Here is an 18,885-nt window from a genome sequence, read left to right on the forward strand (position 1 = left end):
GAATCATTTCTGTCTCGCTGGCCACATATTCATGGACAACCCCTGGGGGGGGCCTTGCACCTGTCTTCACTGAAATCCGGCCGCACCGGCGCCGCGCGCTCCACGCGCGCGCGGCGCATCGCGGCCTGCACCGCGCTCGTCCTCTCCGCCGGCATGCTGCTGGCGGCCCCGGCCTCGGCCGACGACGCGAAGGACGCCGACGCGCCGAAGGCCGTTGGGTCGACGCCGCGCATGGACATCACCGGCGACGGCAAGAGCGACATCCTCTACCAGACCCGCGACGGCCACCTGTACCAGTCGGTGGGCGGGGTGGTGGCGGACTACCCTGTCGGGTTCGCGGACCCGAAAGACGAAGCGACGGTGTTCAAGGACATCATCGCTCCCGGTGACCTGCAGGGTGACGGCATGCCGGAACTCCTCACCCTGACGGCGTCCGGCACGCTCACGCTGCACCCGATGGTGGGCATGGACCCGACGGGGGGCACTCCCACCTGGTCCGGGACGGGCTGGCAGAAGTACAACAAGATCGTCGCGCCGGGCGACCTGACCGGTGACGGTCACAACGACCTGATCGCCCGCACGCCCGCCGGTGACGTCTATCTCTACGTCTCCACCGGACGCATCGAGGGCCGGCCCTTCGAACCCGCCGTCAAGGTGGCCTCCGGCTGGAACACGTACGACCAGATCGTCGGCCTGAACGACTCCACCGGCGACGGGATCGGCGATGTCGTGACCCGGACCCCCGCCGGTGACCTGTACTTCCACATGGGCACCGGGAACGCGTCGAAGCCCTTCAAGGCCGCGTCCAAGATCGGCTACGGGTTCGACACGTACAACCAGCTCGTGGGTGTCGACGACATCAACGGGGACGGCTACGGCGACCTCATGGGCCGCACGCCGAACGGCGACACGTACCTCTACCGCTTCTCCGGGTACGGCCACTACCGGGCGCGCATCCACGGCACGTTCGGGTGGCAGAAGGCGGCCATGTTCGTCGGAGCGGGCGGCAACCCGGACGTCGGCAAGCGCGGCATCATGGGGGTCACCGCCGAGGGCTCCGGGTATGTGTACGACCCGAAGAACAACGGCCAGTTCTATCCCCGTGACAGGCGGTTCGGCTTCTCCGAGGGGTGGGTGCGGGTCGCCTCTTCCCTCGGCGACGACGGGCGTCGCGACAACCTCGCGGTGCGCGACGGCTCGCTCTACAACGGGTACCAGCGGATCAGCGACGGCTGGGGCGCCTACAACGACCTCATCGGCCCCGGCGACCTGAGCGGCGACGGCGTGGGGGACGTCCTCGCGCGCGACACCAAGGGCGACCTGTTCCTGTACCAGGGGAAGGACGAGGGCTCCGCGCTCACGGCGAAGGCCAAGGTGGGCTACGGCTACGGCTCGTACCGCCACATCGTCGGCGCCGGTGACCTCACGGGTGACGGCCGGGCCGACGTGGTGGCGATCGCCAAGGACGGCACGCTGTATCTGTACGAGGGCACGGGGAAGGCGTCCGCCCCGCTGAAGGCGCGCGTCACGATCGGCTCGGGCTTCGACATCTACAACAAGTTCGCCGCGGTGGGCGACCTCGACGGTGACGGCAAGGCGGACCTGGTCGGGGTCAACGGCTACGGCGACCTGTACCGGTACACGTCCACCGGGACGGGCAAGCTGAACAAGCGGGTACGGATCGGGTACGGCTACAACACGTACAAGGCCCTGTACTGATCCCCCGTGCGGCGGCGGCCCTTCCGCGGTGCCGCCGCCGCACGGTGCGGGTCAGCTCTGCGAGCCGGTCTCCGTCTCGCCGCGCTGGAAGGAGACCTCCACGCGGCGGTTCTTCCGGCGGCCTTCCTCGTCCTCGTTGCTGGCGATCGGGTAGTCCTCGCCGTAGCCCCGGATCTCGAAGGTGATCCCGGAGCCGCCGAGCGCCTCGTCGAGCACGTTGTGGACGGCCTCGGCACGCTTCTTGGACAGCACGTCACCGTGCTCGGACGTGCCGAGGTCGTCGGTGAACCCGAACACCCTGACCTTCCTGGCGTCCTGCCGCTTGATCTCCTCCGCGATGGCGTTGATCCGCCCCTTGGCCTCACCGCTGAGCTTGGCGCTGTCCTTGCCGAAGAGCACTTCCGCCTGGAGGGCGAACTTGATGTCGGCGTTGGTGTCCTCACGGCGCTCCTCGCCGCCGAGATCCTCGATGACGGACTTGATGTCGAGCACTTTGGGCGGGGCCAGGGTGGCGCCTTCGGGGAGCTTGAGGTCGGTGTCGTGGGGGTCGATCTCCACGGGGGGTTCGGCGGACGCGGAGGGGTAGGGGCTGTCGTCGGCGAATGCCTGCGGGGCCCCGAGGAGACCCAGCGCGACCACCCCGGCGAGGACAGTTGTCACCAGGCTGCGGGAGGTCATCGAGGTTCTCCTTCATGGATACCCCCGGCTTCGGCCGGGGGAGGAAACGAAGCTCCTGCGGAGCAGGGCAGGGCAAGCCGGTCCGCCGCCAGGGCAGACCGGAGTCCACCCCCAACTGCGGCCGTTGCCTGGCGGAGCCACTGGGCATCGTGCGGCCCCGGCCACTCGCCGAGGGCGCGCCGCCGTCCACGGTGACCGTGTCCCAGGACGCGGCCGGACGCTGGTACGTGTCCCTGCTGGTCGAGGACCCGACGGTGCAGCCGCTGCCCGCTGTCGAAACGGCCGTCGGCGTAGACATCGGACTCGACCACCTCCTGCCCCTGTCGACCGTTGAGAAAGCCGCCAAGGCCTACGCCCACATCACCGGCCGACGCCGCGACAACCTGCACAAGCTGACCACTCGGCTCGTTCGTGAGAACCAGACGATCGTAATCAAGGACCTCACCGTCCGGAACATGGTGAAGAACGGCAAACCGGCCCGCGCCATCTCTGACGCGGCGTGGGCCGAATTCCGGAGCATGCTGGAATACAAGGCCCACTGGTACGGGCGCGAAGTGATCGCGGTCGGCCGGTGGTTCCCCTCTATGAGGCTGTGCTCCGTCTGCGGCACCTTGCAGGACAAAATGGCGCCGAACGTCCGCACCTGGACGTGCGACTGCGGGACGACCCACGGCCGGGACGTGAACGCAGCGAGAAACCTTTTGGCCGCCGGGCTGGCGGTGTCTGTCTGTGGAGCCGGTGTAAGACCTCAACGGAGTTCTCCGGGCGGGCAGTCGGCGATGAAGCGGAAAACCCCACGGCGCGAGCCGTAGGAGTCCCCTCCCTCCGGGGAGGGGAGGATGTCAACCGGAAATCTCGATCGTTGCGTTGGGGAAGCCGGGGAACTGGACACCCACTTCGTGGGTGGACGCCTCGGGCGCGGGGAACTGGGCGAAGAACGTGAGAGTGGCACCGGCCTCGATGCTCGGTTCGTAACCGCTCGTTGTCAGAGGGCGGTTGTCGGTGTCACGGAGGACGTAGTAGCGCTTCTTCGCCTTGGAATCCACCAGCGTCATCCCAGCGAACGACCGGTCGGCATCCGCGAGGGCCTCCTCCTCGCCGCCCCACTGGACCGGCGTGGTGTACGCCTCGCCACCAGTGTTCTTGATCTGCCCGTTCACGGTGACGAAACCACCTGAATCCCGCAACGCGGAAGTGATGACCATCTCCACACCGGCGTCTCCCTTGACCGTCGCCAGGATCGTGTCTGCCTCCTGCGCCGCACCGGACTTGCTCTTCGCCTTCCCGGAATCCCGTGACGTCGCAGTACTCGACGCCGCCTTGTCCTGGCCGCTGCCGTCGTCGTCACCGCCGCACGCAGCCGCAGAGAAGGCCAATGTCGCCACCAGGAGCACGGCGGCACCGGTCCGGCGCCCTTTCTTCACGTATCGAGCAGTCATCGATCCCTATCCTTTACGGTCAGTCTCAGTCAGTCTTCGGCCAGGCGTACGGTGAAGAGGTCGGCCATGTCCGGCACGAGCGTCGGGTCCTCCGGGTCAACCGACCAATCCAGGTCACCGTCACAGCGGAGCCTGCCGATCGACACGGATGGCGGATTCGCGTCCGCATCCGGGTCGGAATCTGGGGCCGGAGTCTCCTTCGGGACAAAGACGCAGCGTGGCTCGATCACGGCCACAGCCATGGCCTCCGCCCTTCTTCCTTCCGTGCCCGGCACGATGTCCGTACTCATCCCCTTGGCCGATTTCAGACGGACCTCGTAGCCCCATCTGCCATCGGCCAGCGGGCGGCATCGAACGCCACCCGCCTTGTTCCGGGCTGCGAAGTCCGATGCCTTCGAACAAGCATTGCCGACTCCTCCGAGAAAGGATGTGCTAAACACGGATTCGAAGTATTCGGGGTCCGCGAGGTGTGCCTTCAGATCCGTTTCCATAAGGCTGCGTGATTCCTTGGCAGCCGCCAGCGCGGCGGCATCGGCCGCGCTCTGCGCACCATTGCGCCGAATATCGGCTTCACCGAACGCGAAGAAGACCAATGCGGCGAAGAGCAGACCCGCAACCGCTGCAATGTACAACGGTGCGGCCTGCCCCCAGTCCTTACTGGAATCCGAACTCACTTGTTGAGAACAGAGTTGATCTTCGATGTGAACTTGTTGGCGATGGTGGATCCCATCTTGGTCCGGATCAGAGCAATCACGATCGCCACCACCAGAATCGTGATGCCGACGTACTCGATCGCCCCCTGCCCCGCATCCTTCCGGCGCTTCATGCGGTCCGCGGTGGTGTTCGCCCAGTGGTGCACGTAAGTCTGCGTCCGCACCGTCGCCTTGAGTGCGATGTCCTTCATGGCGATGTCCCCCTCCGGGTTCGACCGACCGGGAATCGGTCGACGTTGGTCGGTAAGTCCGTGTGTCGCGGGCAAGGTACGTCGGTGCAGCGGCCCTCTTCGTGGGCTGCCGGGCCCATTCCCAGTCCTGGGGCCCGTCAGACGTATCGCTTTCAGCCATGCCGTCCCTCCCGCCCCCCGTCAGCTCCGAATGTCCCACAAATGGGCCCCTGGGGTGGGCACTTCGTGGGCTCAGCTGCCGAAGATCTCATTGATGTTCACGTTCGCCGCGTAGTAGAAACCGACCGCGATCAGGATGATCGTGCCCGGGAGCATGAAGCTCGTGACGATCAGCGTGGCCTTCGGGACGGCCTTGGACGCCTTGCGGCGGGCGTTCTGGGCGTCCGTGCGGCGCATGTCGTTGGCGATCTGGATCAGGGTGTCGACGATGGGGGCGCCCAGCTCTTCGCCCTGCTGGAGGGCGGAGACGAACATGGAGACCTGTTCGGACTCGTTGCGGCGGCGGAGCTGGTCGAAGGCGTCGCGCCTGCTGACGCCCATGTCCATCTGGCGCAGGGTGATGCGGAGCTCGTCGGACCACGGGCCGGTGTACTTCTCCGCGACCCGCTCCAGCGCCTGCCGGAAGCCGAGACCGGCCGAGACGACGACCGCGAGGACGTCCAGGAAGTCGGGCAGGGTGCGCTCGATGTCGTCCTTGCGGCGGCTGATGGCCGCCCGGATGATCAGGTCCGTCCAGAACAGGCCGTAGACCAGCAGGACGACGGCCAGCACCACTTGCCCGTTCATCAGCATCGCCAGCGCGGCCAGGATGCCGAGGGCGCCGAAGACCGCGCGCCGGGCGGCGTAGCGGTCGACGGTCAGGCCGCGCGGGTTGCCGGCCATGTCGAGCTTGCGGCGGATCCGGTCGACGCGCTTGGGGCCCATCATGGACAGGACCCGGGGGGCGTACCGCATGCCGATCCGGTCGATGGCCGAGCCGGCGGCGGTGGTGCGGGTGGCGCCGATCTCCAGGGCGACGGCCAGGTCGCCGGGGAGCTTGGCGTCCGCGCGGTACATGCGGACGCCCTGAAAGGCGCCGAGGACGGCGAGGCCCATGACGGCGGCGAGCAGGATCTCCATGTGCGTCTCCTCTCCGGCCGTCAGATGCGGACGCGGGTCAGGCGGTTGATCAGGAAGAAGCCGAGGCCGTAGAGGCCGGCGGCGACGACGATCGCGATGCGGCCGGGGGTCGCGGCGGCCATGTCGTCCAGTGCGCCGCCCCTCATGGTGTTGATGAGGAGCAGGAAGAGCAGCCCGAGGACGGGGACGGCGACGGCGGTGACCTTGACCTGGGAGAGGAGGGTGGTGACCTCGCGCCGGGTCTCCTTGCGTTCCTCCAGGGTGTTGGTGAGGTTGCGCAGCGACGAGACGATGGTGCCGCCCGCCCGGTTGGAGAGGATGAGGGTGGAGACGAGGACGGTCAGCTCGCGGGAGGGCAGCCGTTCCACGAGTTCGTTCAGGGCGTCGTCCAGGGAGTGGCCGAGGGCCAGCCGGTCGGCGACGCGCCGCAGTTCCTCGTGGGCGGGGTCGTCCAGCTCCTCGACGGCCATGGAGATGGCGGTGCGCAGGGCGAGTCCGGCCTGGGTGGCGTTGGCGAGTACGCGGGTGAGCTCGGGGAGCTGGCTGATGAACGCCTCGGTGCGTTTGGCGCGCTGCCAGTTGAGGAAGGCGTTGCCGCCCCAGGCGCCGATGAGGACGGCGAGCAGCCCGAAGAACGGGGCGAAGACGGCCGCGGTGACGAAGTAGAGGCCGAGCAGGGCGGCGGCGACGTACACGGCGTACTCGCCGGGGGTGAGGTCGAGGCCGGTGACCGCGAGCTTCCGTTCGATGCGTTTACCGAGGCGGGTCCGCCGCAGCCTGCGGTCGACGGACCGGAAGCGCCGGACGCGCCCCTCGATCGCCGGGGGGCCGGTCCGGGACAGGCGGTCGATGAGGGCCCGCTGCTGTTCCCTGCCGGAGGCGAAGACATGCAGGCCGACGACGGCGAGCACACAGGCGAGCAGGGTCACGCCGACCGTCAGGAGCGGGAGGTTGTCCATGTCGGGAAGCGCCTTCCAAGCGGGAGTGGGGGGTCAAGCCGTGGGCGTACGGGTCAGCAGCTGCTCGTTCGTGTGGGCGACCCCGAACGCCGGGGGCACGGTCTCGTTCGCCATGTAGAAGCGGTCCGCGACCCGGCGGGGCACGGGGAAGTACGCGAACTGCCCGTACACACGCCCGTCGGCCGCCATCGGGAGGGCGTCGAAGCGGCAGACGGAGACGATGCGGTAGTCCTCGCGGCCGTACGAGTCCACGACCGCGATCTCCGTGACGCGGCGGGAGCCGTCGCCGTGCCGGGTGAGCTGGATGATGACGTCGACGGCGCTGTTGATCTGGTCGTGGATCGCGGCGAACGGAATCTCGACCTCGGACATGGAGCTGAGGGTCTGGAGCCGCATCAGCGCGTCCTCCGCGCTGTTGGCGTGGACGGTGGCGAGCGAGCCGTCGTGGCCGGTGGACATGGCCTGGAGCATGTCGAGGGTCTCGCCGCCCCGGACCTCGCCGACGATGATGCGGTCGGGCCGCATGCGCAGGGAGTTGCGGACGAGGTCGCGGATGGTGACCCGGCCCTTGCCCTCGACGTTGGGCGGCCGGCTCTCCAGCGTGATGACGTGGGACTGCTGGAGCCGGAGCTCGGCGGAGTCCTCGATGGTGACGATGCGCTCGCCGTCCGGGATCAGCCCGGAGAGCGCGTTGAGCAGGGTGGTCTTGCCGGTGCCGGTGGCGCCCGAGACGATCACGTTGAACTTCGCGCGGACGAATCCGGCGAGCAGGAGCAGCATGTGCTCGTCGAGCGAGCCGAGCGCGATCATCTCCTGGAGCGTGAAGGCCCGGGGGAAGCGCCGGATGGTGAGGATCGGGCCGGACAGGGAGAGCGGCGGGATGACGACGTTGACGCGTTCGCCGGAGGGGAGCCGGGCGTCGACCATGGGGTTCGACTCGTCCACGCGGCGGTTGACCGTGGAGACGATGCGCTCGATGGTCTGCATCAGCTGCTCGTGGGAGGAGAAGCGCATCGGGAGGAGTTCGAGGCGTCCACCGCGTTCCACGTAGACCTGCTCGGGACCGTTGACCATGATCTCGCTGATGGAGGCGTCCTCCAGGAGCGGTTCCAGGATGCCGAGGCCGAGCGCCTCGTCCACGACCCGGCGGATGAGCTGCGAGCGCTCCACGGAGGACAGGACGGGGCCCTCGCGGCTGATGATGTGGCCGAGGACGCGTTCGAGCCGGGCCCTGCGGTCGGCCGCCGCGAGGGCGGACATCTCGGCGAGGTCGATCTCCTCCAGCAGTTTGGCGCGGTAGGCGCCGACGAGCCGGCTCTCCTCGCTCATCCCGTTCGCGGGTTCGGGGCTGCTGATGCGTGCCCGCAGGCTCATGTGCTCAACTCCTTCGGTTCCGGCCGGCGCCGCTTCGGCCGGGGTCAGTCGCGGGGCATGGTGGCGCTCTTCTCGACGGAGCCGAAGGAGAGCATCGGCAGCAGGCTGGGGATCTTCACGCGCACGCGTACGGTCACGGCTTCGGCGCCGGCCTCCTCGCCGACACTGGCCCCGTCGGCCAGCCGGCCGTTCATGGACTGCTTCGCCACGGCGGCCGCCCGGCCCTGCTGGCCGTCGGTCGACGCCACCCGGGCCGCGGTCCGCGCGGCCGTACCCGCCTGCTGGGCGGCGTAAACGGCGATGCCGAGCTGTACGACGGCGAGCGCGACGACGAGCAGCAGGGTGAGCACACCCACGTACTCGACGGCGGCCTGCCCGCGCTGCCGGGAGCCGGAGCGGCACCGGGTCACCATGCGTCCCGCCTCTCGTTCCTGGCCTTCGCCTCACCCGTGGCGTGCATGGGCACGCTGAACGCCCCGGGGAACAGCAGCGGTACGTCGACGCGCACGGTCGCGGTGACCAGCTCGCCGGAGCCCCCACGGCATCGCACCTGTATCGACCAGCCGCCCGGGACGTCCTCGCGCCCCGCCCGGTCGCAGGCCGCGCCCGGGTCCCCCTCCGCGACGGCGGCGGCCCGGACGGCCTTGTCGGCGGCGTTCCCCGCGAGGATGTACGTGTAACAGACGAGCCCCGCCTGCCAGAGCAGGGCGAGGGTGAGCAGGATCAGGGGCAGCGTGCCGACGAACTCGATCGCGGTCTGGCCCCGGTCGGCGCGGAGGTCACGGCGCACGTCCGGGCGCGCCCCGATCGCCGTCCGGCCCCCGCCGGCGCGGAGGTCACGGCGCACCTCCCGGCGCGACCCGATCGCCGTCCGGCCCCCGCCGGCGCGGAGGTCACGACGCCCCTCCCGGCGCAACCCGATCGCCGTCCGGCCCCCATCGGCGCGGAAGTCCCGGCGCACGTCCGGGCGCGACTCGGTCGCGGTCTGGCCGCTGTCGGCGCGGAGGTCACGGCGCGCGTCCCGGCGCACGCCGATCGCGGTCTGGCCGTGCTCGGCGCGGGTGTCACGGCGCACCTCCCGGCGCGACCCGATCGCCGTCCGGCCCCCGCCTGCGCGGATGTCATGGCGCGCGTCCCGGCGCACGCCGATCGCGGTCTGGCCGCGCTCGGCGCGCATGTCACGGCGCGCGTCCGGGCGTAAGAGGTTCATGGCGCGGCACTCCCCCTCGGTGTTCATTTCGCACGCGCCCGCCGGCCGCCCGACGGGCCGCGCTCGCCCTTGAGCCTGCTCCCTCGGGTGGCCGCTTCCGCGTTCTTGACGAGGCCGAGTTCTCCCGCCAGCCCCCAGAGGGCCTGCTTCACGGTGGACTTGGCGTCCAGGTCCTGGAGGCGTCCGGCGTCCACGACCGCCTGGAGCTCCTTGAAGCCGGCCGGGACGGCGGTCCGGGCGACCCTGGTCGCGGTGATCTTCTCGATCAGCGCGGGCTGGATCTCCGTGTTCCGGGTGTGGCGGTTGACGAGGGTGATGGTCTCCTCGGCCTTGCGGACCTGGAGCCGGTCCCAGAGCCGGACCATGCGCTTGGCGGCCCGGACCGCGATCACGTCCGGGGTGGTGACGAGCACGGCGCGGTCCGCCATCTCGACCGCCCCGGCGTTGGCCGAGTTCAGATGCGTACCGCAGTCGACGACGACGACCTCGTAGCGGTGGCGCAGGGCGCTGACGGTCTGGCGTACGACGCGGTCGGTGACGTCCTCGCCGCGCTCGCCGTCGGCCGGGGCGAGGAGCAGGGCGACGCCCGACTCGTGGTTGTACAGCGCGTCCTGGAGGACCCGGGGCGAGATGTCCTGGATGGTGGCGAGGTCCACCACGGACCGGCGGAACTGCACGTCGAGGTAGGAGGCGACGTCCCCCGACTGGAGGTCGAGGTCGGCCAGCGCGACGGTGTGCCCGGACGCGGCGGCGGCCAGGGCCAGCTGGACGGCGGTGACCGTGGTGCCGACGCCGCCCTTCGCGCCGCTGACGGTGACGACGGTGCCGCCGGGTCCGGAGTGCAGCTCGGCACCGGCCCCGAGGTGGCGGCGCACCCCGACGGACCAGCCGGAGGCGGCCTGGACGCGCTGCGCCAGCTCCTCGTACGAGAGGGGGAGGCCGACCAGGCCGCGGGCGCCGGAGTCCATGGCGGCCGAGTAGAGCCCGGGGCTGGTGTCGGCGGTGACGAGGACGACGCCGACGGCCGGGAAGCGCAGGGCCACCTCCCGGATCAGCTCCAGGGCCGGGACCGGGCCGATCCGTTCGTGCACGAGGACGACCTCGGGCAGCTCGTCGAGGGATTCGGCGGCGAGCCGGGCGAGGGTGTCGAGCAGTGAGGTCGAGTCGCCGAGCGGGGCGGCCGGCTCCGCGTCGGGGAGCTGGCCGAGGAGCCCGGAGACGGCGCGGGCGGCGTCGGCGTCACCGACGGCCGGGAGGATGCGTGTGCTCATCCGGTCCTCACTTGTTCCTGTCTTCGTCGAGGTCGTAGCTGCCCTCGCCCGGGCGCAGGGTGGTGGGGCTGCCCGCGGGGAGCAGGGCGAGGCGTACGTGTTCGGCGAAGGACTCCGCGTAGGCGACGCGCTGGGCGTCGTCGGTGTCCAGGGCGAAGGTGATCGGCACGGCCTCGGTGGGGCCGTCGCCGCGGTCCTCCGGCTTGGGTTCGAGGGAGGTGAGCCGGCCGACGTCGATGACCCGGGCGTTGGCCACGATGACGCGCGAGGTGGGCTTCTCCTTGTCGGTGCGGCCGGCGAAGGTGGCGTAGATGTTGACGAGGTTGCCCGGCCGGATCTTGCCGGCGACGCCGGTGGCCGCGTCGATCATGATGGCGATCTCCTGCTGCCCGCTCTCCAGCTTCGGGCGGTCGACCAGCATGTCCTCCTGGAGCAGGGAGCCCGGGTGCAGCTCGGTGACGGCGATCTTGCCGCGGAGGGCGGAGAGGTCGGTGACGGCGCTCTTGGAGAGCCAGCGCTCGGGCACCGAGATCTTCTCGAACTGGTCGGCCTCCAGGGGCTTGTAGGGCGCGACGGTGGTCTTGACCCGGTACGCGGTCACCTCGGGTCCCACCTTCGCGTTCACGTCACCGATCACCCAGATCACACCGGCGAAGGCGGCGAGGGCGCACAGGACCGACAGGAGGAGCAGGATGACGCCGCGGCGTTGCCGTGAATTCATGGGCGGAGCGACCTCGTTGGGTTATGTGGGCCGACGGTCGGTACGGAGCGGGGCGGTGCGGGAGCCTCAGGGGTTCAGGGCGGCGGGGCCGCGCGTGCGGTCCTCGGGCGGGTTCAGGGGGGCGTTGCACAGTCCGCAGCGGTCGCCGATCAGTTCGTTCCCGCACCAGGTGCAGACCTCTCTGCGCACGGAGGAGACCAGCTGGTAGATCAGCGAGATGTCGGGCAGGTAGGCCACGAACTCGATCAGCTTCGAGGTGCCCCACCAGCCGGCGGACTCGCCGGGCAGCACGGCCTCGTGGACGGCCTGCACCTGCCACGCCTGGGCCAGCGTCCCGGTCACCCACTCCGACTGGGACTGCCCCCGGGCGACCAGGAGATGCGTGGCGAAGCGGGGGCCGGAGAGCTCACCCGTACCGACCCTGACGAGCTGGGGTTCCGGGTTGGCGAGCACGCCGAACTGGGAGCCGGGGACCCAGGACTTGGCGTGCGACTTGAGGCTGACGGGCACCCGGTCGAGCCGGGTCACGGAGTTGAGCAGCGCCCCGGCGTGGATGTAGTGGGAGAGGAGCCTCGCCGCGGAGGCGATGACCCCGGCGCTGAAGTCGCAGACGGACAACTGCCGTAACTGGCGCACCAGTACGGCCACGCCCAGCGGCGGCAGGTCCGACTTGAGCAGGGCGATCCGGTCGCTCTCCAGGACCGAGCGCACGGTGTGCAGCCGGTGCTCGTGCGCGGCGGGGAGGCCGGCCGGGTAGACGGCGATGACGTGTCCGTGCTGCTCCAGCAGGCGCTGCATGTCGTCCAGCGCCTGGTCCAGGGACTGTTCGCCCGGGGCGCGCAGGACGACCGCCGGGGGCGTCTGCCGGTCCTGCGGGGGCAGCACGAGGCCGGGACCGGTCACTGCTATGGCTGCTGTCGGCACGCCGCTCCCCGTTCCTCGGGCCGCCGCGTACCGCCGGCCGCGTTCGCTCCCGCCGGGTGCTTCCGCTCGGACGCTCCCGCCTGAGCACTTTATCCACGTACGGCAGGACAGAGAACACTTTCAAGAAGCCCGCGGAGTACGGGCGATGGGGTGCCCCGGCGGCTCCGGGGGGACCGGAGACCGCCAGAGGTCTTGACAACTTGATTGGTCTGGACCAGTTTATCGGCCAGCGGTGGCCACCGTTCCTCGATTCCACACCCCCGGCACCCCCGTGTCGTCCCCCCGCCATCCCCGACTCCCCCCGGAGGCAGCAAGTGGATCGTTCCCCCGCCCCGAGCCGCAGACGGCGCCGCACCCGCCCGGTCCTCGGCTCCGCCATGGCCGTCGTCGCGGCCGGCGCCCTGACCCTCACCGGGCTCGTGACCAGCGCCGAGGCCGCCGACGTCAACGTCGCCAAGAACGCCGGCTTCGAATCGGGCCTCGCCAATTGGACGTGTACCGGAAACTCCGGCACCACCGTCTCCTCCCCCGTGCACGGCGGCACCTCCGCCCTCAAGGCCACCCCGGCCGGCCAGGACAACGCCAAGTGCTCGCAGACCGTGGCCGTCAAGCCCAACTCCACGTATCAGCTGAGCTCCTGGGTCCAGGGCGGTTACGCGTACCTGGGCGCCAGCGGCACCGGAACCACCGACGTCTCGACGTGGACGCCCGGCTCCACCGGCTGGACGCAGCTGAAGACGAGCTTCACGACCGGCGCCAACACCACGTCCGTCACCGTGTACACGCACGGCTGGTACGGCCAGGCGGCCTACTTCGTGGACGACTTCTCGGTGACCGGCCCCGACGGCGGCGGCGGCACCGACCCCGGCCCGTCGATCCCCGGCGCCCCGGCCGGGCTCGCGGTCGGCTCGACCACCACGTCCTCCGTCGACCTCTCCTGGAACCCGGTGTCCGGCGCGACCGGCTACACCGTCTACAAGGACGGCGTGAAGGCGACCACCTCCACCGGCACCTCGGCGACCGTCACCGGCCTCGCGGCCGACACCGCGTACCAGTTCGCGGTGACCGCCACCAACGCGGCCGGTGAGTCCGTGAAGTCGGCGACCGTCAGCGGCCGGACCGCCAAGTCGGGCGGCACCAACCCGAATCCGGGCACCTCCGTGCCGAAGCACGCGGTCACCGGCTACTGGCAGAACTTCAACAACGGCGCGACCGTCCAGAAGCTCAGCGCCGTGCCCGCGAACTACGACATCATCGCGGTCTCCTTCGCCGACGCGACGTCCACGCCCGGTGCCGTCACCTTCAACCTGGACACGGCGGGCCTGAACGGCTACACCGTCGACCAGTTCAAGGCCGACATCAAGGCGAAGCAGGCGGCCGGCAAGAACGTCATCATCTCGGTCGGCGGTGAGAAGGGCTCGGTCTCGGTCAACAGCGACGCGTCCGCGACCGCCTTCGCCAACTCCGTCTACGCGCTGATCCAGGAGTACGGCTTCAACGGCGTCGACATCGACCTGGAGAACGGCCTGAACTCCACCTACATGACGAAGGCGCTGCGTTCGCTGTCGCAGAAGGCGGGCTCCGGCCTCGTCATCACGATGGCCCCGCAGACCATCGACATGCAGTCCACCGCGGGCGAGTACTTCAAGACGGCGCTCAACATCAAGGACATCCTGACCGTCGTCAACATGCAGTACTACAACAGCGGTTCGATGCTGGGCTGCGACGGCAAGGTCTACTCGCAGGGCTCGGTGGACTTCCTCACCGCGCTCGCCTGCATCCAGCTGGAGGGCGGTCTCGACCCGTCGCAGGTCGGCCTCGGCGTCCCCGCCTCCACCCGGGGCGCGGGCAGCGGCTACGTCGCCCCGTCGGTCGTGAACGCGGCCCTGGACTGCCTGACCAAGGGCACCAACTGCGGCAGCTTCAAGCCGTCGAAGACCTACCCCGGTCTGCGCGGCGCGATGACCTGGTCGACCAACTGGGACGCCACGGCCGGCAACGCCTGGTCGAACGCGGTCGCCCCGCACGTCCACGGCCTGCCGTAGACCACACCCCCCGGACCAGCAGCGCCGCCGCTCCCCCGGCGGCGCTGCTGCGTGTGGACGCCTGGTTCCGACGGCGCCAACGCAACAGTCCTGTACGAGAGTTGCCGCACCGCATGGATGTCCGTGCCCGGACGTGGCACCGTTGTGGGGCGCGGTGCTGGGGCGACGGGGGGAGTGTGACATGGCCGGGGCGCGGATCGAAGCGCTGGGCGGGGACGATCCGGTGACGCTCGGGCCGTACCGGCTGCTCGGTCGGCTGGCCTCCGGCGGCATGGGCCGGATCTATCTGGCCCGGTCCGGCGGCCGGGACCTCGTCGCCGTGAAGACGCTCCTCGCGGAGGGCCGGGTCAGCGACACCGACCGGCGGCGTTTCGCCCGTGAGGTGGCGCTCGCGCAGCGGGTGGACAGCGCCTACACCGCGCGCGTACGGGACGCCGATCCGGACGCCGAGCGGCCCTGGATGGCCATCGACTACATCGCCGCGCCCCCGCTCTCCGAACTGGTCCGCTCCTGCGGGGTGCTGCCCGCCTCGGCCGTACGGTGGATCGCGGCCGGCACCGCCCAGGCCCTGGTCACCCTGCACGGGGTGGGGATCGTCCACCGCGACGTGAAGCCGCAGAACGTGCTGCTGCCGCTGGACGGGCCCCGGGTCATCGACTTCGGCATCTCGCACGCCAGCGACCTCACCCTGACGGGCCTCACACTGGGCACGATCGCCTTCACCTCGCCGGAGCAGGCGCGCGGCGAGGAGTCCACGGCCGCCTCCGACGTGTACTCGCTGGGTGCCACGCTCTTCCTGCTGGCCACCGGCCGGGCGCCCTACCGCGCGGACGGCGACACCCTGCGGCTGCTGGCCCGGGTGCAGCGCGGCGAACTCGATCTGACCGGGCTGCCCAAGGAGCTGGTCGCGACGGTCCGGCCGTGCCTGGCCGTGCAGCCCCGGCACCGTCCGACGCCCGCCGAGCTGCTGGCCCGCTTCCGGGAACAGCAGGCCGGGCTGCCGATGACGACGAGCGGCACGCGTTGGCTGCCGCCGCGCTGGACGGCGCTGATCGACGCTTACGCGCACCAGGGCCGGGAATGGGCGGGCGGCCCGCCCCCCGGCGGCCCGCCCCCCGGCGGCCCGTCGCGGGGCGGCCCGCCACAGGCACCGACCGTGACGCAGCGGACGCGCGCCGTGCCGCAGCCGCCTCCGACGCTGGTGTACTCGCCGGAGCGGCAGGCCCGGGCCGACCGCGACCGCACCCGCCGCGAGATGGCGGCCCTGGCCCAGCTGGCCGAGCGGCAGCGCGCGGAGCGGGAGCAGTCGGAGCGCGAGGAGGCGCAGCGGGCGGCCCGCCGGCAGGCGGAAGCGGCCAGGCAGGCGGAGCGGGCGCGCGCGGAGGCCGACCGCCGCGAGGCGGCCCGGCTGGAGGCCGAGCGCGCGGCCCGTGAGCGCGCCGAGCGGGAACGGGCCGAGCGCGAGCGCGCCGAACGGGAACGGGCGGCCAGGCAGCGCGCCGAGCGGGAGCGGGCCGAACGGGAGCGGGCGGAGCGGGAGCGGGCGGCCAGGCAGCGCGCCGACCGCGAACGCGCCGCACGGCAGCGCGCCGAGCGGGACCGGGCCGGGCGGGGGGCGCGGGCCCGGGCCGGCTCGCCCGTCCCCGCCCCCGTCCCGGCGGGCCCGGGCACGCGCTCGTCGTCCTCCGGCGGCACCGCTCTGGGCTGGCTGCTGGCGCTGGTCGCCGTGGCGGGGCTGCTGACGTGGCAGCCGTGGGAGAAGACGGGCGGCGGTGCGGCGTCGGGCGGCCGTACGTCCGGCTCCGTCACCTCGGGCAGCGGCCTCGACACGCACACGGACGACAGCGCGAGCGCCGACACGGACACGGGCACGGGCACATCGAGCAGCGGTGGCGGCTCGGCGGACAGCGACTCCGACTCCGACTCCGACGACACCGTCACGGAGGACCGGACCCCCGCCCCGAAGCCGACCCCCAAGCCCACCATGGATGCGACCGACCGGGCGTTCGCCGCCGTGCGCGCGGGCGACTGCCTCAACGTGTACAACGACGGCTACGACAACATGAGCGCGAGCCGCCCGATCCGGGTGAAGTGCAGCGCCTCGAACGCGTACATGCACGTCAGCCGGGTGAGCACCCGCGCCGGCGCGTCCAGTTCCTGCACGACGGGGGCGGGTTACACCTGGTGGAGCCGGTCGGGCGACGACGGGATCACGCGGACGCTGTGCCTGGACCGGGTGTACCGGGCGGGCCAGTGCTTCCCGGCGAAGGTGAACGGGGAGACCAACGCGGACCTGACGGTGGTGTGGCGCTGCAACGCGTCGAAGGTGCCGAAGGCGGGCCAGTCCATCCTGCGGATCACCGGCTTCTACCGGGCCCCGAAGCAGGGACAGAACTGGACCTGTCCGGCGGGGCCCGGCGAGCGGTTCTGGTACTGGCAGGTCAACCAGGGCCGCAGCATCATCTGCGCCTCGGCGGCCTGACCCGTGCCCGCAACTCCGACGCGTACTCGTACGCGTACGCGTACGGCTAGATCACCAGGCTGAGCAGGGCGGCGACGGCGAACCCGGCGACCGACAGGACGGTTTCCAGCACGGTCCAGGACTTCAGGGTGTCGCGTTCGGAGATGCCGAAGTACTTCGACACCATCCAGAAGCCGCCGTCGTTGACGTGCGAGGCGATGATCGAGCCGGCCGAGATGGCCATGATGATCAGCGCGAGGTGCGCCTGCGAGAAGCCCTGGTTCTCCACGAGCGGGACCACGATGCCGGCGGTGGTGACGATGGCGACGGTCGCCGAGCCCTGGGCGATGCGCAGCACGGCCGAGATCAGCCAGGCGAGCAGGATGACGGGCAGGCCGACGTCGTTGAAGGTGTCGGCGAGCGCGTCCGCGATGCCGCTGCCCTTGAGCACGGCGCCGAAGACGCCGCCCGCGCCGACGACGAGCAGGATGTTTCCGACCGGCTTCAGCGAGGAAGTGGACACGGATTCCAGGGACTTGCGGGACCAGCCGCGCCGGATGCCGAGCAGGTAGTACGCGAGGAGCAGCGCGATCGTCAGGGCGACGAAGGGGTTCCCGAAGAACTCGATCACCGAACGCCCTGTCGAGGGGTCCATCGCGATCGACGAGAACGTGGCGGCGAGGATCAGGATCAGCGGGGTGCCGATGATGGCGAGCACGGTGGAGAGCGCGACCGGCTCCTCGCGCGGGGTGACCCCGGCGGCCCGCTGCTCGGCGATGACGGCGGCCTTCGCCTCCTCGGCGGCCTCCACCATGTCCTGCGGGACGTCCACGAAGATCCGCTTGCCGATCCAGGCGGCGTAACCCCAGGCGGCGAGCACGGACGGGATGCCGACGAGGGCGCCCATCAGGATGACCCAGCCGAGCGAGACGTGGAAGAGTCCGGCGGCGGCGACCGGGCCGGGGTGCGGCGGCAGGAACGCGTGGGTCATGGAGAGCCCCGCGAGCAGCGGCATGGAGTACAGCAGGACCGATTTGCCGGACCTCTTGGCGGCGGCGTAGACGATCGGCGCGAGGACGAAGATGCCGACGTCGAAGAAGACCGGGATGCCGAAGATCAGACCGGTCAGGCCCATCGCGAGCGGGGCGCGCCGCTCCCCGAAGAGCCGCAGCAGCCGGGCGCTCAGCACCTCGGCGCCGCCGGAGACCTCCAGGATCGCGCCGAGCATCGTGCCGAGGCCGATGATGATCGCGACATGGCCGAGGATGCCGCCCATGCCGGATTCGATGACGGAGACGGCGGCGGACTTCTGCACGGTGCCGAAGAGTTCGGTGACCGAGAGCCCCGCGCCCAGGCCGACGGCTATGGAGACCGCGAGCAGGGCGACGAACGGCTGGAGCCGGACCTTGATGATCAGGAAGAGGAGGAGCGCGATGCCGAGGACGGCGACGGTCAGCAGACCGGGGGTGCCGTCGATGAGCAGCAGGAGTCCACCGGTGTGGGGTGGCGTCTCGGGCGGGGTGGGGCCTGCGGCGAGCTGCATGGGTAACTCCGTTGTTCGTCCATGTTTCTGGGCAGGGGGGACCGCGGCACGGCGCTGCGGGGGGACGCGGCGCCGTGCCGGGCGGGGTGCGGACTACGGGGATGGCTCAGCCCAGGACGGCGAGGGCGTCGATCTCGATGAGGAGGCCCTTCGGGAGGCCGACGTAGACCGTGGTGCGCGCGGCCGGGGCCTCCTTGAGGTTCTGCTCGGCGAAGTAGGCGTTGTAGATCTCGTTCATCTCGGCGAAGTGGTCCACGTCCGTGAGGTAGACGCGCATCATCATCACGTCGTCCCAGCTCGCGCCGCCCTCCTCCAGGATCGCCTTGACGTTGGCGAAGGTCTGGAGGGTCTGCTCGCGCAGGGTGGGGCCGGCCGGGGTGGGCGCCTGGCCCTCGACGGCGGGCAGGAAGCCGACCTGGCCGGCGACCTGGAGGATGTTGCCCTTGCGCACGCCGTGCGAGAACTTCGCGGGCGGGGTGGTGTGGGTGCTGGGGGTGAGCGCGGTCTTCTCGGTCATG

At 70.8% G+C, this 18,885-nt stretch carries 17 protein-coding genes and 1 pseudogene; 4 read left to right on the forward strand and 14 right to left on the reverse strand.

What is annotated here, in order from left to right; translation table 11 throughout:
- Positions 1-54: 54 nt before the first annotated feature.
- On the forward strand, positions 55-1,719 hold the full coding sequence (locus tag FKN01_RS09730) for a VCBS repeat-containing protein (RefSeq protein WP_143618578.1): 1,665 nt from the start codon (positions 55-57) through the stop codon (positions 1,717-1,719).
- Between the two features lie 51 nt (positions 1,720-1,770).
- Here FKN01_RS09730 and FKN01_RS09735 read toward each other — a convergent pair whose 3' ends face one another.
- Positions 1,771-2,397 (reverse strand): OmpA family protein, encoded by a 627-nt coding sequence (locus FKN01_RS09735; protein WP_143618581.1) that lies wholly within the window; start codon positions 2,395-2,397, stop codon positions 1,771-1,773.
- Positions 2,398-2,525: 128 nt separating this feature from the next.
- On the opposite strand from FKN01_RS09735, the pseudogene FKN01_RS09740 reads away from it, so the two are divergent.
- Positions 2,526-3,209 (forward strand): annotated as a pseudogene (locus FKN01_RS09740) (RNA-guided endonuclease InsQ/TnpB family protein); the annotation flags it as partial.
- Positions 3,210-3,239: 30 nt separating this feature from the next.
- Here the strand turns inward: FKN01_RS09740 and FKN01_RS09745 are convergent.
- The 11 genes from FKN01_RS09745 to FKN01_RS09795 all read right to left on the reverse strand — a co-directional run bounded on the left by FKN01_RS09745 (position 3,240) and on the right by FKN01_RS09795 (position 12,297).
- Positions 3,240-3,836: a hypothetical protein gene (locus tag FKN01_RS09745; protein WP_260696834.1), complete on the reverse strand. Its 597-nt coding sequence runs from the start codon at positions 3,834-3,836 to the stop codon at positions 3,240-3,242.
- A gap of 29 nt (positions 3,837-3,865) precedes the next feature.
- Positions 3,866-4,510: a pilus assembly protein TadG-related protein gene (locus FKN01_RS09750; protein WP_143618583.1), complete on the reverse strand. Its 645-nt coding sequence runs from the start codon at positions 4,508-4,510 to the stop codon at positions 3,866-3,868.
- A complete protein-coding gene (locus FKN01_RS09755; protein WP_143618585.1) occupies positions 4,507-4,740 on the reverse strand; it encodes a hypothetical protein in 234 nt (77 codons plus the stop codon). The genes FKN01_RS09750 and FKN01_RS09755 overlap by 4 nt, the downstream gene beginning before the upstream one ends.
- Before the next feature lie 231 nt (positions 4,741-4,971).
- Positions 4,972-5,859 (reverse strand): DUF5936 domain-containing protein, encoded by an 888-nt coding sequence (locus FKN01_RS09760; RefSeq protein WP_143618587.1) that lies wholly within the window; start codon positions 5,857-5,859, stop codon positions 4,972-4,974.
- A gap of 20 nt (positions 5,860-5,879) precedes the next feature.
- The gene (locus tag FKN01_RS09765) at positions 5,880-6,818 is read right to left on the reverse strand and encodes a type II secretion system F family protein (RefSeq protein WP_143618589.1); all 939 of its coding nucleotides are present in this window, start codon (positions 6,816-6,818) and stop codon (positions 5,880-5,882) included.
- A gap of 33 nt (positions 6,819-6,851) precedes the next feature.
- Positions 6,852-8,192 carry a CpaF family protein gene (locus FKN01_RS09770; protein ID WP_143618591.1) on the reverse strand — a complete coding sequence of 447 codons (1,341 nt, stop codon included), beginning with the start codon at positions 8,190-8,192 and terminating at the stop codon, positions 6,852-6,854.
- 44 nt (positions 8,193-8,236) lie between these two features.
- Positions 8,237-8,605, reverse strand: coding sequence for a TadE/TadG family type IV pilus assembly protein (locus FKN01_RS09775; protein ID WP_143618593.1), 369 nt, complete (start codon positions 8,603-8,605; stop codon positions 8,237-8,239).
- Positions 8,599-9,402, reverse strand: a complete 804-nt coding sequence (locus FKN01_RS33695) for a TadE/TadG family type IV pilus assembly protein (protein WP_398931703.1) — start codon at positions 9,400-9,402, stop codon at positions 8,599-8,601. The genes FKN01_RS09775 and FKN01_RS33695 overlap by 7 nt, the downstream gene beginning before the upstream one ends.
- Positions 9,403-9,425: 23 nt before the next feature.
- The gene (locus tag FKN01_RS09785) at positions 9,426-10,673 is read right to left on the reverse strand and encodes an AAA family ATPase (protein ID WP_143618595.1); all 1,248 of its coding nucleotides are present in this window, start codon (positions 10,671-10,673) and stop codon (positions 9,426-9,428) included.
- 7 nt (positions 10,674-10,680) lie between these two features.
- Positions 10,681-11,394 carry a Flp pilus assembly protein CpaB gene (gene cpaB, locus FKN01_RS09790; RefSeq protein ID WP_143618597.1) on the reverse strand — a complete coding sequence of 238 codons (714 nt, stop codon included), beginning with the start codon at positions 11,392-11,394 and terminating at the stop codon, positions 10,681-10,683.
- Positions 11,395-11,460: 66 nt separating this feature from the next.
- Positions 11,461-12,297, reverse strand: a complete 837-nt coding sequence (locus FKN01_RS09795) for a hypothetical protein (RefSeq protein ID WP_143618798.1) — start codon at positions 12,295-12,297, stop codon at positions 11,461-11,463.
- Positions 12,298-12,695: 398 nt separating this feature from the next.
- On the opposite strand from FKN01_RS09795, the gene FKN01_RS09800 reads away from it, so the two are divergent.
- Together FKN01_RS09800 and FKN01_RS09805 are read left to right on the forward strand one after the other, a co-directional pair.
- Complete coding sequence (locus tag FKN01_RS09800) at positions 12,696-14,363, forward strand: chitinase (RefSeq protein ID WP_143618800.1); 1,668 nt, start codon at positions 12,696-12,698, stop codon at positions 14,361-14,363.
- Between the two features lie 181 nt (positions 14,364-14,544).
- Positions 14,545-16,845: a serine/threonine-protein kinase gene (locus FKN01_RS09805; protein ID WP_143618599.1), complete on the forward strand. Its 2,301-nt coding sequence runs from the start codon at positions 14,545-14,547 to the stop codon at positions 16,843-16,845.
- A 46-nt stretch (positions 16,846-16,891) separates the two neighbouring features.
- Here FKN01_RS09805 and FKN01_RS09810 read toward each other — a convergent pair whose 3' ends face one another.
- On the reverse strand, positions 16,892-18,367 hold the full coding sequence (locus FKN01_RS09810) for a GntP family permease (protein ID WP_143618601.1): 1,476 nt from the start codon (positions 18,365-18,367) through the stop codon (positions 16,892-16,894).
- Between the two features lie 106 nt (positions 18,368-18,473).
- Positions 18,474-18,884 (reverse strand): RidA family protein, encoded by a 411-nt coding sequence (locus FKN01_RS09815; protein WP_143618603.1) that lies wholly within the window; start codon positions 18,882-18,884, stop codon positions 18,474-18,476.
- Between the last annotated feature and the right edge of the window lies 1 nt (position 18,885).

This window comes from Streptomyces sp. 130 (assembly GCF_007096885.1).
Classification (GTDB): domain Bacteria; phylum Actinomycetota; class Actinomycetes; order Streptomycetales; family Streptomycetaceae; genus Streptomyces.